This is a genomic window from Pedobacter mendelii (assembly GCF_014635725.1).
GTDB classification, from domain to species: domain Bacteria; phylum Bacteroidota; class Bacteroidia; order Sphingobacteriales; family Sphingobacteriaceae; genus Pedobacter; species Pedobacter mendelii.
This window is the reverse complement of the sequence record NZ_BMDJ01000001.1, coordinates 61,953-75,953: the sequence shown is the minus strand read 5'-3', so window position 1 is coordinate 75,953 and position 14,001 is coordinate 61,953. Positions and strand designations below refer to the sequence as shown.

Here is a 14,001-nt window from a genome sequence, read left to right as displayed (position 1 = left end):
ATATTACAATGTAACACTTTACATCCACCTTTGTTCGACAAGCAATTTTTTTTATACTAGACTTATATCATCGTTATATAGTAAAATACGACACTAAATATTTATCGTACGTGCGCTCAATAGTTCAGAAAAACCAGTTAATTAAAATAATTTTAGCTTAATAAATTGCTTTTGATTAAGGCATTAGATGATCGTCTAACGCTTCCGAACACTTGTAGTGGAGACACATACAATGATATAGGCATAAAACTGCTGCCTATAAAATCTGCGTTAATCTTCTTAAATCTCTGCGGGAGAGAAATATCTACCTATCACTCCGTTCTTCCATATTTAAATCGGTATCAAACGGACTTTTTGTAAAGGGATAAATAGATTGATTGACAAAACCTTTCGGGTACGATGCTTCATGAACGCCGGTTCCGGCTGGCCATTCATTTTTAGGTAAATAATAAGTTCCAAAAATCATATCGATAAAAGGAAATATTGATGCAAAGTTATGGCCGTAATATTTTGGGTCTTCGCAGTGGTGCCAATGGTGGTATTGTGGCGTAGTGAAAATGTACTTTATCGGGCCGAAATTAATCCTGGTATTGGCATGAATTAAAACGGCATGAATGGCAATAAAAATAATGTAAACATTAAAAACAGTTGACGAAAAACCTAAAATGTACAAAGGAATAAACGTCATTGCTCTCGTAAAAAAGATATCGATAAAGTGCGTACGACTGCCTGCTAACCAATCCATGTTTTGTGTAGAGTGATGAATGGAGTGAAAACGCCACAAGGAAACTCTGGTATGGAAAAAGCGATGTGCCCAATATTGAAATAAATCTGTGCTGAAAAACGCCAAAAATAAAGCTATGGCAAAAGGTAAACTTTGTATCCAGGTATGCAGTTGGTCTAAACCCATCCAGCCAAAAAATAATACCGCAGGTTTCTGCGTAACAATACCGAAAAACTGAATAAATAAATGACTAATTACGAAGTATGTTAAATCTGTTCGCCACTCTTCATGAAATTTAGTTTGCTCAGTGTTTTTTGGGAAGAATAGTTCTAGCGGGACAAAAATTGCAACCATTAAAAGTAAGTCTAAAATCATCCAGTCTAATCCGAAGTGCCAGCTTGATTTTGCAACATCTCTACCCTCAACACCAAGTGCTCCTAAAATTACAGCCAAAGCTGCTAAAGCAAAACCTGGCCATCCAAATTTTAATTTTTTGCTCAAAATAATGCTTAGACCAGCAAAAAAGAAAGATGCAATAACTCCACCAAGCATTAAAAATTCCATACTATTTTTTGTATAAATTTCACGAAATTCTGGTGTTGTAAGCTTTTCGGGGTAGTGAAAACACAAAATTCCAAGCAAAGCCAAAATGGCTAAAAATATAGAAATATATCCACTAATTTGGCCTTGGCCAACTACTAAACGTTTTGAAGACATTAAATCATTTTTTGTTGATAACAATAATACTGAATTTTAAGTATTGATAGCAAATAAATGACTTTTAGCAGCTGGGAATTTAAAAAATAGATTTCAGTAAAAGTCTTACAAACCTTTCTGTCTGTTGCGGGTTGATTAATTAGCCATCGCTAAAGGCGATGCCAAATTTTTTTAAATTATCTGTATTTTTGAAACTAACACGGTATGCTACTTAACTATTTACGTCTTTTACTTCTTCCTTTTTCATTAATATATGGTTTAGCAATTATCCTTCGTAAAAAACTATACGATTGGGGTATCATGCGATCGATTAAATTCGAATTACCTGTTATTTGTGTGGGTAATTTAGCCGTTGGGGGTTCTGGAAAAACGCCCACAACAGAGTATTTAGTAAGGCTTTTAGCCCATTATAAGATTGCCATTTTAAGCAGGGGATATGGGCGAAAAACTAAAGGATTTATTTTAGCTAACGTAAGTTCAACTGCTGAAACCATTGGCGATGAGCCATTACAATATTTTAATAAATTTGAAAATGTAACCGTTGCCGTTTGCGAAGACCGTATGATGGGAATTGAAAAACTAAAAGAAAATCACGATTTAATTATTCTTGATGATGCTTTTCAACATCGGGCTGTAAAAGCTGGTTTTAACATTTTACTCTTTGAGTTTAGAAAATTAGGAACTTTGCAATTTTTGCTCCCAGCTGGTAATTTAAGAGATGTTTTTTCATCACGTAAAAGAGCTGATGTATTGTTGGTTACGAAATCACCAGTTCCATTGCTGCATGTGGCTCAGCAAGCATCAATAAACGAATTACAACCAAACAACAATCAACCTGTTTTGCATTCTTATTTAAAATATGGCGATTTGAGGGCAATAAACAGCGATAAGACTTTATCATTAGAGTCCATCAAAAGCTTTGAAATTTTTCTTTTAACGGGAATTGCAAATCCTGAACCTTTAATTGAAGAATTACAGAAGTATACAGAAAACATTCACCACGAAGCCTTTGCCGATCATCATCGATTTTCATCAGAAGAAATTAAAAAATTTGTATCTGCATTCGATAAGTCAAACAATACCAAAAAAGTTATCATCACAACAGAAAAGGATAGTAAGCGTTTAAGAGCTATCGGATTTGAAGATTTACCTCTAAGTTTGCCAATATATTTTTTACCAATAGAGGTTGAATTATTTGAGGAAGATAAGATTATCTTTGATGAACTTATTTTAAACTATGTTAAGAGCAATAGAAGAAACAGTTGAGTATGTAAAGCGTAAAACTGAAAACTTTAAACCCGAGGTTGGTATCATTTTAGGTACAGGCTTGGGTGGTTTAGTCAAAGAAATAGAGGTGGAGTTTCAGTTGATGTACTCCAATATCCCAAATTTTCCAATATCTACTTTAGAATTCCATAGCGGTAAATTAATTTTTGGAACCTTAAACGGAAAAAAAATTATTGCCATGCAGGGGCGTTTGCATTATTACGAGGGCTACAGCATGCAACAAATCACTTTTCCTGTAAGGGTTATGAAAGGTTTAGGCATTGAAAATTTAATTGTTTCTAATGCTGCAGGTTCTATAAATCCTGAATTTAAAAAAGGCGATTTGATGATTATTGAGGATCATATAAATCTTCAACCTGATAACCCGCTTAGAGGTTTAATAGAAAGTGAATTAGGCCCTCGCTTTCCTGATATGAGCGAGCCATATAAAAGAAGTATTATTGCCAAAGCTTTAAAAATTGCAAATGATGTTGATATAAATTGCCATAAAGGCGTTTATGTTGCTGTATCTGGCCCTAATTTAGAAACTAAAGCGGAATACAAATACCTTCGTTTAATTGGAGCCGATGCTGTAGGAATGAGTACTGTGCCGGAGGTAATCGTTGCTAACCATGCAGGTTTACCTGTTTTTGCAATATCTGTTTTAACCGATGAGGGTTTTCCCGAAGATTTGCAGCCCTTTAATTTAGATGAAATTTTAGCTGCAGCGGCAAAGGCTGAACCTAAAATGACTGAAATTTTAACCAGACTAATTGCTGAATTATAAAATGCGTAAAGTTGTTCTGTTCTGTTTTGTAATCTTACTGTTAATCGGTAAAAAGGATGCTTTAGCGCAAGATTTAAAAACAAATGTTGGTAATAACAAAGAGCTCGATTCTTTACGTAAAAAGGAAGAAGGAGCTAAAGATTCTGTGGTTTTTAATGCGAAATATATTCGTTTTACAAAGTTATCTTTAAGTAAAGACAGTATTGTGCTTTTACCTTTAGATACATCAACAACAAATATTCAAAATTATAGTCCTTTAATGCAGCCAAAGCATCCTTATATTACTACTGGTAGTATGGGCCAAGCTGCACGGCCGCTGTTGTTTGAACCAGCTAAACGCATAGGTTTTGATGTTGGCTTCCACTCGTTGGATAACTATGCGCTAACACCTGAAGATATTATTTATTATCAAGCGAGGTCGCCTTTTACAAGCTTATATTTAATAAGTGCAGGTCAGAAAGAACAATTATTTAGAGGCATACATAGCCAAAACATAAAGAAAAACTGGAATGCAGGTTTCAACTTTAACCGTATGGATTCGCGAGGTTTTTACAGCAGGCAAAGAGGAGATAATTTAAATATAGCTTTATTCAGCTGGTATCAATCTCCGAGTAAGAGATATAATATGTGGGCATCCGCTATTTTTAATACCATGCGTGCATTCGAAAACGGCGGTGTTAGAAGTGATAGCAGTATTTTTGAGCCTGGTTATGATAAAATTAGCAGAGATGCAGAAGCAACGCGTCTATCAACAGCCAGAAATCTGTATCGTAAAAATACTATATTCTTAAAACAGACTTATTATGTTGGTCGTATAGATAGTTCGACTACCATAAATGGCTCTGTTCAGCCAACAAACAAAATTACGTACACAGTAGAATACAATAATGATAGCTACGATTTCTCTAAAAATGAAGATGATGACAATACGGCAATTCCCAGAGCGTTAACCAAACGGGATGGTAATGTTGATGACTTTTTTACCAATGACTCTACCCATGTGCAGCATGTAAAAAATGAATTTATCTACAGTTTCTTTTTAAGGCCAAAAAAATCATCGGTTATTAAAAACGAATTAAAAGTTGATGCTGGTATCCGTCACGATTATTATCAGTATCGCTCATTAGGCTCAAGAAGTAATGGTTCTACTTACGAAGACAGATCTTTCGGATTTCAAAATTTAAGTTTGTTGGGTGCTTTAGGATATCGTTTAACAAGTAATATTGATTTGAATCTTGATGTTCAACAGATTTTTCAAGGTAGAAATGCAGGAGATTTCCTATATGAGGCGAAAAGCAGAATTGCTTTGAGTAAAACCATTGGAAGGATAGAATTAGGGGCTTATCTTCAAAATCAATCGCCATCAGAAATTTTTAATTACTACAATGGAAATCATTTTACCTGGATAAACGCTGACTTAAAAAACACAAAAGTTGCAAATCTGTCATTCAATTATATAAACGATAAATTAATGTTGGAAGCGGGAGCGAAATACTTTCTAACTAGTAATTATCTTTATTTTGAAACAACTATAAAAGGCATTAACGATGTTAATGCTAAGCCAATTCAGGAAAGCACTGATATAAATTTAATTCGAATAGATATTTCTAAAAAATGGAGATTTGGAAAATTTGTGTTGGAGAATTACTTAGCTTATCAAAAAACTGATAATAATAGTGTTTTAAGAACGCCAGAGTTTTATACTTGTAATAGTATTTATTTTGACCAAACCTTTTTTAAGGTATTAAAAACTAATATAGGTTTTGATGTAAGATATAATACTGCTTATGCAAATTACTCTTATTCGCCGGCGCTGTCACAATTCTATGTTGGCGATGAAACGGTTTTAAAATCTACACCTGTTGTTGATGTTTTTTTGAAGGCGAATTTAAAACGTGCAAATATTTTTGTAAAGTACGATTACCTGAATCAAGGATTAATTTCGCCTGGATATTTTACTGTAAATCGCTATCCAATGCCAGATGCATTATTAAAATTTGGTGTAACCTGGAATTTTTACGATTAATTTCATTGGTAAAAAAAAGCGTCTCAATTTATTAGATTGAGACGCTTCCTTTGTAAGCAGGTTGATTAGAACGAATAACCCACTGTAAAGCCTAATACACGATTGGTTAATTTTGCATCACCAACTCTAGAATCTTTAGCAATTAAATTAGATAAACCTAAACCATAGTTAGCACCAACTAAGAAACCTGAAGTTGTGCGGTAAGCTAAACCGAAGTTAGCACCAAAGTCTGTACTGCCATAATTTTTGTCTGTTGTGCTACCAAATGATAAATCATTTTCATCTGAACCATTTACAACAGTGCTTGTATTTGTGGTGTTGTTTAGTGTTGTAGTAGTGTTTTCTATTTTGTTTTTACCAGAAATGTTGAAGCCAACATAAGGGCCAGCACTAATTTGAACTGCACCAGCATCACCAGTAGGGATTCTGAATACTGCATTAATTGGTACCTCTATAGCCATTAAGCTTGTTTTGTTAGTAGATACGTTAGTAATCGTAGTATTACCAGAAGTGATTGAACTTGTTGATTCAAATTTAGCACCTTTATTTTGCAATGAAATTCCAGGTTGGATAAAGAAATTGTTTCCAACACCAAAATCTGCGAAACCTGTAACACTAAAACCTACATTGTCTTTAACATTTTCGTTAAAAGAATCAGAACCAGTGGTACCGCTTGAGTGAAATCTTGCTAAGTTAACACCTGCTTTTAATCCAAATCTTGCATCAGAACCTGACATTTTGTTTTGTGCAAAAGCACCTGTTGCTAATAAAATAACCGACACACTTAATAATAACTTTTTCATAATATTTTTTCTTTTAGATAAAGAATCTTCTTTTTAAATTTTATAGGTCGAAACCTTGTTAATTAACAGCCCCATTTCCAAAAGCTATGCCAAAGTATCACGCCTGTTACAAATTTAGCTGCTAAAATGTTGGTTTACAGCGTATTTTTTTAATGATTTTATTTATAATGTGCTACTTCCTGTACCAAATGCCACCTTAAAAAAGCTGTATAGAAATCAGGAATAATTGAAAAAGCGACGTGTTTTATATTCATTGAAATTGGTTTGGTGAGCACTGTTTTTCGGGAGCTCAATAGTTCTGTGCGCTTATACGAGAAAAAAATGGCAAAAAATAATAGCCAGAGAATTACAGAAGGCACGGAAAATATGCTTTTAGTTCTGTGTTATTCTGCGTTTCTGCAGGAAAAAACTGGTAAAAAATAATAGCCACAGAATCACAGAAGTCACGGAAAACAGATATAATTCTCAAACACAAATAATTTGGTAAAACCAAACCGCTAACTCGTGATTAAGTCTTTTGTGGCTTCTTCTTTGCAGCGGGAAACAAAACGTTATTCAAGATCAATCTGTAACCTGCAGAGTTGGGGTGTAAGTTTAAATCAGTTGGTGGGTCACCAACAGCATGCTGATAATCTTCTGGGTCATGGCCTCCATAAAAGGTAAACTGGCCTTTACCAATTTCACCATGCAAATATCTAACTTCTGCGGCACCTTTGTTTTCGCCCAAAACGGTAACGCTTGTTTTAATTAAGTTCTTTTTAAAAGCAGTGGTCTGGCCCATAAAACCCTTAATTACCTTATCATGATTTTGAGTTAGCATGGTTGGAACCAAATCCCATTTAGCAGAAAAATCGAATAAAGTAAAATAATCGTTCGATTCATTTAATCCGCGGCTGTTGGTTACGTCTATATCCGAAAATTCGTAATTCATCGGATTGTTGTCCAATTTAAAATTTTGGAATGCTAAAGTTTTATTAAAGTCGAGTTTTGATTGAGCATTAGGATCGGCACCATCACCATCAAACATAGCTGCGCAAATATCAACACCCTCTGCTGCTAGAGCGATGTCAAAACTATCTGTTCCAGAACACATGGCAAACATAAATCCGCCACCTGCGCAATATTCTTTAATGTGTTTGGCAACGGCGAGTTTCATTTCAGAAACCTTCTTATAACCCATTTTTTTTGCTAAGGCTTCTTGATTTTTAACATCTTCCTGATACCAGTTTGCATACCTGAAAGAAGACCAAAAGCGGCCATACTGACCAGTAAAGTCTTCGTGATGCAAATGAAGCCAATCATATTTACTTAGCTTATCTTGCAATATGTCATCATCATAGATTACATCATAAGGGATTTCGGCATAAGTTAAAACAAGCGTTACGGCATCATCCCAAGGAAGCTTGCTTTTTGGCGAATAAACAGCAATTTTTGGTGTTTTTTCCAGTTTCACCATTTCCATGTTTACCGATGGGTCGCTTATTTCATTTAATAAATTAACCACTTTTCCATCAGCTAAAACTTCGTAAGAAACACCTCTGATTTTGCACTCATCTTCCACCGTTTTATTGTATTTGATTAAAAAACTCCCTCCTCTATAATTCAGAAGCCAATCTACTTCAACTTGTTTGCTGATTGTCCAGTATGCAATTCCATAAGCCTTAAGGTGGTTTTTTTGGTCTTCATCCATATAAATTAATAAAGATGATGCTTTTGCCCACAACCCTAACAGCAAGCAGAAAACCAAAATGAAATACTTTTTCTTAGTTAACATATTTACATAAAACACTAAAATACCTGATTTAGTCTGTTTATTAAAATTTTAATGATTTATATGCTTGCCTTTATTCTTGGATTGGTTTCAGGTTAATTTAAAGATGCTTAGCAATTAATTTGCTTTTATAAAGTAGTAAGCAATGATTAATGTGTTTGGTGCACAACTGCAGTTTCCGAAAATCTTATTACCCTTGCTTTCTAAAAATTAAATTGTTCACTCTCCTTAAATGTATTTTACCGCAGAGGTCGCAAAGGAATTCACAGAGAACACAAGCTAGGCAGATAATTCTTTACCATATAAGAGATTTAAGAACATATAAGCTTGCTCCTAAAAACTAAGCGAAGAAAATTTTACCTCTGTTTTTAAACCCGACAGAAGCGGCAGCCCCGAGTTTTTACGAGGGCTACAGCGTATGGCGGGGCTGAAGATGCCAAGAATTACTTTACTGTTCATTTACAAAATATTGTAGTTTTCTGAAAATTTGAAGTATTATTTGCAATTTAAATCTTTAAAGATGTTCTATTTATACAATTTTGTTATTTTTGCGGTTCCTTAAAAAGTTTAATAGCCATTAAGGTAATTTTAATAATAAAAATTGATATGAGTAAAGCAATAATAAAAACCGAAAAGGGTAATATAACTGTAGAGTTCTTTGAAAAAGATGCTCCGAAAGCAGTTGCAAACTTTAAAAAATTAGCAAGCGAAGGGTTTTATGATGGTGTAACATTCCACCGTGTAATTCCTAATTTCATGGTTCAAACGGGCTGTCCTAATTCAAAAGATGGCGCAACAGGAATGCCTGGTACTGGTGGTCCGGGTTACAAAATAGATTGTGAATTGGATGGTGAAAATCAATATCACGATCGTGGTGTGTTGTCAATGGCACATGCAGGTCGTAATACAGGTGGTTCGCAATTTTTCATTTGCCACAGTAGAACAAATACAGCTCACTTAGATGGCGTTCATACGGTATTTGGTAAAGCGATAGAAAATGTTGATCTTGTTGATGATATCCGTCAGGGAGATAAAATTTTAGGCGTTGAAATAGTAGAAGATTAAATTGCGCTAAGCGTTTGGCGATATGCGTAATTCGCTAAATACCATCCGCTAAACGCTTAAAAAATATTATTATGAATTTAAGAGGAATAGTTGCCGTTTCGGGCAGGCCAGGTTTGTTTAAACTGGTAGGACAAAATAAAGTTGGGTATATTTTAGAGGGTCTAGACGCTCAAAAACTTAAAGTTGTGGCGAACATCACAAATACCAAACTTGCATCGTTAGAAGATATTACTGTTTACGGTGAGGAGGAAGAAATTAAATTGGTTGATGTTTTTACTAAAATTTCAGCTAAAGGAACAACACCTGATAGCAAAGCAGACACGTCCACTCTTCGTGCTTATTTTAACGAGGTTGCACCAGGACATGATGAAGATAAAGTTTATGCTTCTGATATGAAAAAAATAATTGGCTGGTATAACATTATTAAAGAGTTGCCTTTGTTTACTGAAGAAACTCCTGAAACACCAGGTTCGCCAGCTGAAGTTAAATTATCTGAAGAAAAAGCTGCTGCTGATAAAAAGCAAAAAGCTACAGGTTCTAAAGCATCTGCAAGTGCTAAAGCAACAACAAAAACTTCTGCACCAGCTAAGAAAGCTAGTATGACAAGTAAAAAAGGAGTTTAAACTCCTTTTTATTGTATTGAAGTGCTGTGCTGCTTCGATTTTTTTAGCCACAAATTAACAGATTAAAAATTAGCTTTTTACAATCTGTTAGTCTGCGGCTATTTTTTGTTAAAGACTTGGCTTAGATAGGCATTTTTTATTTCGAGAAATACCAGATTAAACCGCAAATAAGAGAAGATGCAATTATGCTAATCCAAAAATATTTGTCGCTTCCACTTTGTCTGCTTTTAAATCTATATTGTCTTTTATATTTATCTAGTAACATATTTTTTTATTTAATGATGATCTTATTTATTCAATTCCACACCAAATTTATATAATTAGCTAATAAAATTCCACATCCATTTTACATCATCCATATTATGCATGATGATAAGGCTCTCCTTTTAAAATACTGAAACCCCGATACAGTTGCTCCACAAAAAACAAACGAATCATTTGATGTGAAAAGGTCATGTCTGATAAAGATATTAGCCCATTTGCTCTTTTGTAAATCGTATCATCAAAACCGTAAGGACCACCAATAATAAAAATGAGGTGCTGTACACTTCCAACCATTTGTTTGTTCAGGTAATTCGAAAATTCTACTGAACTATATTTTTTCCCTTTTTCATCTAACAAAATAACAACATCACCATTATTAATTTGTTTGTTCAATAGCTCGGCCTCTTTCGCTTTCTGTTGTGCTTCTGATAAATTTTTAACGTTTTTAACATCAGGAATTGCCAGAAATGTAAAGTTAATATAATGCTTTAAACGATTGATGTATTTTTCAATGCCTTCAATTAAGTACTTATCTTCTGTTTTGCCAATGGCGATGAGGGTAATCTTCATTTAAATTTTACTGGTATTTATCACTTTTGTGCTACAAACTTAGATAAAAATGCATCAACAAAATATATTATCACGCGCTTTAATACCTTTACAGAATATCTAATTTACGAAACCTTATGGTTAAAACACAACAGCAAATAATAGACAAATACAGCCAAAAACTCGCTGAAGCCTCCGTGAACATCGAAAATACTAAAAAGCTAATCGATAAGTTGTCATTTATTAGGATAGGCCTTTTTATGGTTGAGGTTCTGTTTTTTGTATTGCTTTTAAATTCTGCCGATGATATTTGGAGAATAGTTGTTCAATTTCTAATGATTATTCCTGTTTTCGGATTTGTATTTATTGTTCGTAAACAAAGTAAATTAGATAGTCAGCTAGAATTTGAAAAGAAACTGTTATGGATTTACCAAAATGAACTACACAGTTTAAGTGGCTTGGAAAATGGCTATAATAATGGATCAGCTTTCGAATCAGACGCTCATCCTTACACTTCCGAACTTGATGTTTTTGGTGCTTCATCTTTATTTGAGTTGGTTAATCGTTGCAGTACAAAAAGTGGAAATGATGTTTTGGCGGCCAGTTTTGCCAATAAAAGTACAAAGGAAAATATTCGGCAACGCCAGGAATCGATAAAGGAAATAACGGTTTATATTAACGAAACCTTTGAGTTTAGAGCACATCTTTTAGGTCATAATACAAATAAGGTAGAACTTATAAAAGAACAGTTGCAAAGTAAGCTCGGCGAACAATTAGTATTTACCAAGAATTCTTTTTTAAGGCTTTATGTCAGATTAGTCCCTTTTATCACTGTGTTTTTGCTGCTTGGTGGGCTATTTTATGGAGGTGTTTTTTGGAAACTCTTCTCCTTTTTCTTCTTTGCGCACATCGCTTGGAATTCACGTTTTAGTAGTAAAATAGATTTGGTTTTTCATAGTTTTAGCGGCGGCTCAAATTTATTAAACGAATACGCAAAAGCAATCAGCTGGACAGAAAATCAAAAATGGAAAAGCAGCTATATTTTAAATTTATTTGATTCTGATACTCCAGTTAGTGGGCAGATAAAAAGTCTTTCCAAAATCATCCAGAACTTCGATTCCAGATTAAACTTGATGATTGGAAGCCTTTTAAACGCATTGCTTTTATGGGATTTTAGGTGTTGCATAAGTTTGGATAAATGGGTAGAGTCTTCATCTAAAAACGTAATATCGGCTCTAAATTATCTTGGCGATTTTGAAGAATTAATTTCTTTTGGTACACTTAGCCATAATCAGCCAGCTTGGGTTTTTCCTGAAGTAGAAGAGTTATTTTCGTTATCAACAACTGCAATTGGTCATCCATTAATTAAAGAAAGCAAGCGCATCGTAAACAATTTCAATTTAGAAACTACGCCTACTGTTGATATTGTTACCGGCTCAAATATGGCCGGAAAGAGTACATTTTTGCGCACATTGGGTATTAACATGGTTTTGGCTTATGCTGGTGCTCCGGTTTGTGCTAAATCAATGAATTTGTCCGTATTTTCCATAAATACGTATATGCGTATTAAAGATTCGTTAAATGAAAGTACATCAACTTTTAAGGCTGAATTAAATCGTTTAAAAATGATTTTAAATAACTTAGTTACAGATAAAAATACTTTTGTTTTAATCGATGAGATGTTGCGTGGTACCAACAGTCGTGATAAATATTTGGGTTCTAAGGTATTTGTAGAAAAACTAATTGCCGAAAAAACGCCAGCACTTTTTGCTACACATGATTTGCAATTGGCAGATTTGAAGCAACAAAATCAACATACATTGCGTAATTACCATTTTGATATTACGATAAATAATGGCGAAATGTTGTTTGATTATAAATTGAAAAATGGTCCTTGCGAAACATTTAACGCAGCCATTTTATTAAAAGAGATTGGTTTAACACTCGATTAGTAAACTAAAGTTTAATCATCTGTTAACATTAACTTCTCATATTTATAGGATAAATATACGGAATGATAAAATCCACAGATTTTGGTAAAGATTTCTTATGGGGTGTTGCAACTGCAGCAGCTCAAATAGAAGGTACATCCGATATGTATGGCAAAGGTCCTTCTATTTGGGATACCTTTGCTGCTAAAAGTGGTAAAATAAAAAAGGGGCACAAAATAAATGTAACCTGCGATTTTTATCATCGGTTTAGAGAAGACATTGCTTTAGTTAAAGTTTTGGGCTTTAAAACCTTTAGATTTTCAATAGCGTGGTCGAGAATTTTACCTTTTGGCAAGGGAGAGGTAAATCCTGAAGGAATCCGGTTTTATCATAATGTAATTGATGAATGCCTGGAGCATGGCATAGTACCTTATATAACTTTATACCATTGGGATTTGCCTCAGGCTTTAGAAGATGAAGGTGGGTGGACAAGCTTTAGCATTAATGCAGCGTTTAATACCTTTGTAAGTATTTGTGCAATTGAATACGGAGATAAGGTTAAAAACTGGATTGTGATCAATGAGCCTTTTGGCTATACTTCTTTAGGTTATATGCTTGGGGTTCATGCGCCAGGTAAAACAGGCTTGTCTAATTTTTTTTCGGCGGTTCACCATACCGCTTTGGCACAAGCAGAAGGAGGTAAAATACTTAGAGCAGAAATAAATAATGCAAACATTGGTACAACATTTTCATGCTCCGAAATTTTAGCTTATACACAAAGTGATAACGACATTCTTGCCGCAAAAAGGGTAGATTGTTTAATGAACAGGCTTTTTATCGAGCCAACTTTAGGCTTGGGTTTCCCATCTGCTGACTGGGATGTATTGGAGAAATTTCAGATTGAATACGGAACCTGGCGGCACATCGACCGTTATAAATTTGACTTTGATTTCATTGGCTTGCAAAATTATTTTCCTTTAACCGTAAAATACAATGCTTTTATTCCTGTAATTCAGGCTTGGGAAGTTAAAGCTAAAAGCAGAAAAAAACCACATACAGCAATGGGCTGGGAAATTAATGCAGACAGTTTTTACAATATTATAAAACAATTCTCTTCTTACCCCGATGTGAAAAATATTATGATTACTGAAAATGGAGCAGCCTACCATGACAAGGTAACCGATGGTAAGGTGAATGATGCTGAGCGGATAGAATATTTTCAATTATATCTTTCCGCCTTGCTTAAAGCTAAAAATGAAGGTATGCCGATTACTGGCTATATGGCCTGGACACTAATGGATAACTTTGAATGGGCAGAGGGTTTTAATGCAAGGTTTGGTTTGGTACATACTGACTTTAAAACACAGGAAAGATTAATAAAAAACTCTGGTTATTGGTGGCAGAAGTTTTTGAAGTCTTAATCTGCTTGTAGCGTTTTATTAAAGGAATGCGTTATATGTTCAAATTATAAACCA

Annotated in this window: 11 protein-coding genes; 7 read left to right on the top strand and 4 right to left on the bottom strand. The window is 34.2% G+C overall.

All coding sequences use genetic code 11. From position 1 onward, the window contains the following. Nucleotides 1–304: 304 nt before the first annotated feature. Nucleotides 305–1,465: a sterol desaturase family protein gene (locus IEV50_RS00300; RefSeq protein ID WP_229746566.1), complete on the bottom strand. Its 1,161-nt coding sequence runs from the start codon at nt 1,463–1,465 to the stop codon at nt 305–307. A gap of 180 nt (nt 1,466–1,645) precedes the next feature. Between IEV50_RS00300 and lpxK the strand changes: the two genes are divergently transcribed. Genes lpxK through IEV50_RS00285 form a run of 3 tightly spaced genes read left to right on the top strand, consistent with a single transcriptional unit; the run spans nt 1,646 to nt 5,520 of the window. Then, a complete protein-coding gene (gene lpxK, locus IEV50_RS00295; protein WP_188411230.1) occupies nt 1,646–2,707 on the top strand; it encodes a tetraacyldisaccharide 4'-kinase in 1,062 nt (353 codons plus the stop codon). After that, nucleotides 2,679–3,494 (top strand): purine-nucleoside phosphorylase, encoded by an 816-nt coding sequence (locus tag IEV50_RS00290; RefSeq protein WP_188411228.1) that lies wholly within the window; start codon nt 2,679–2,681, stop codon nt 3,492–3,494. Before lpxK ends, IEV50_RS00290 begins: the two co-directional genes overlap by 29 nt. Before the next feature lies 1 nt (nt 3,495). Next, nucleotides 3,496–5,520 (top strand): putative porin, encoded by a 2,025-nt coding sequence (locus IEV50_RS00285; RefSeq protein WP_188411225.1) that lies wholly within the window; start codon nt 3,496–3,498, stop codon nt 5,518–5,520. Between the two features lie 65 nt (nt 5,521–5,585). Here the strand turns inward: IEV50_RS00285 and IEV50_RS00280 are convergent, their stop codons facing one another. Together IEV50_RS00280 and IEV50_RS00275 are read right to left on the bottom strand one after the other, a co-directional pair. Continuing rightward, a complete protein-coding gene (locus IEV50_RS00280) occupies nt 5,586–6,323 on the bottom strand; it encodes a porin family protein (RefSeq protein ID WP_188411223.1) in 738 nt (245 codons plus the stop codon). A 508-nt stretch (nt 6,324–6,831) separates the two neighbouring features. Further along, entirely contained in the window at nt 6,832–8,013 is a 1,182-nt protein-coding gene (locus IEV50_RS00275) for an asparagine synthetase B (RefSeq protein WP_229746565.1), read from the bottom strand. Between the two features lie 687 nt (nt 8,014–8,700). Here IEV50_RS00275 and IEV50_RS00270 point away from each other — a divergent pair. Both IEV50_RS00270 and IEV50_RS00265 read left to right on the top strand, forming a co-directional pair. Further along, nucleotides 8,701–9,159, top strand: coding sequence for a peptidylprolyl isomerase (locus IEV50_RS00270; protein ID WP_123204613.1), 459 nt, complete (start codon nt 8,701–8,703; stop codon nt 9,157–9,159). A 71-nt stretch (nt 9,160–9,230) separates the two neighbouring features. Next, nucleotides 9,231–9,782: a DUF5606 family protein gene (locus tag IEV50_RS00265; protein WP_188411219.1), complete on the top strand. Its 552-nt coding sequence runs from the start codon at nt 9,231–9,233 to the stop codon at nt 9,780–9,782. A gap of 360 nt (nt 9,783–10,142) precedes the next feature. Here the strand turns inward: IEV50_RS00265 and rlmH are convergent, their stop codons facing one another. Beyond that, nucleotides 10,143–10,616 (bottom strand): 23S rRNA (pseudouridine(1915)-N(3))-methyltransferase RlmH, encoded by a 474-nt coding sequence (rlmH, locus tag IEV50_RS00260; protein ID WP_188411217.1) that lies wholly within the window; start codon nt 10,614–10,616, stop codon nt 10,143–10,145. Between the two features lie 116 nt (nt 10,617–10,732). Between rlmH and IEV50_RS00255 the strand changes: the two genes are divergently transcribed. Next, complete coding sequence (locus IEV50_RS00255; protein WP_188411216.1) at nt 10,733–12,547, top strand: MutS-related protein; 1,815 nt, start codon at nt 10,733–10,735, stop codon at nt 12,545–12,547. A gap of 62 nt (nt 12,548–12,609) precedes the next feature. Next, the gene (locus IEV50_RS00250) at nt 12,610–13,947 is read left to right on the top strand and encodes a GH1 family beta-glucosidase (RefSeq protein WP_188411214.1); all 1,338 of its coding nucleotides are present in this window, start codon (nt 12,610–12,612) and stop codon (nt 13,945–13,947) included. Nucleotides 13,948–14,001: the final 54 nt, after the last annotated feature.

Excerpts from the sequence above, each read along its gene's own strand:
- IEV50_RS00255 (WP_188411216.1), top strand. The coding sequence starts at position 10,733 with ATGGTTAAAACACAACAGCAAATAATAGACAAATACAGCCAAAAACTC.
- IEV50_RS00285 (WP_188411225.1), top strand. The coding sequence starts at position 3,496 with ATGCGTAAAGTTGTTCTGTTCTGTTTTGTAATCTTACTGTTAATCGGT.
- IEV50_RS00265 (WP_188411219.1), top strand. The coding sequence starts at position 9,231 with ATGAATTTAAGAGGAATAGTTGCCGTTTCGGGCAGGCCAGGTTTGTTT.
- rlmH (WP_188411217.1), bottom strand. The coding sequence starts at position 10,616 with ATGAAGATTACCCTCATCGCCATTGGCAAAACAGAAGATAAGTACTTA.
- IEV50_RS00250 (WP_188411214.1), top strand. The coding sequence starts at position 12,610 with ATGATAAAATCCACAGATTTTGGTAAAGATTTCTTATGGGGTGTTGCA.
- IEV50_RS00280 (WP_188411223.1), bottom strand. The coding sequence starts at position 6,323 with ATGAAAAAGTTATTATTAAGTGTGTCGGTTATTTTATTAGCAACAGGT.
- IEV50_RS00270 (WP_123204613.1), top strand. The coding sequence starts at position 8,701 with ATGAGTAAAGCAATAATAAAAACCGAAAAGGGTAATATAACTGTAGAG.
- lpxK (WP_188411230.1), top strand. The coding sequence starts at position 1,646 with ATGCTACTTAACTATTTACGTCTTTTACTTCTTCCTTTTTCATTAATA.
- IEV50_RS00290 (WP_188411228.1), top strand. The coding sequence starts at position 2,679 with ATGTTAAGAGCAATAGAAGAAACAGTTGAGTATGTAAAGCGTAAAACT.
- IEV50_RS00275 (WP_229746565.1), bottom strand. The coding sequence starts at position 8,013 with ATGGATGAAGACCAAAAAAACCACCTTAAGGCTTATGGAATTGCATAC.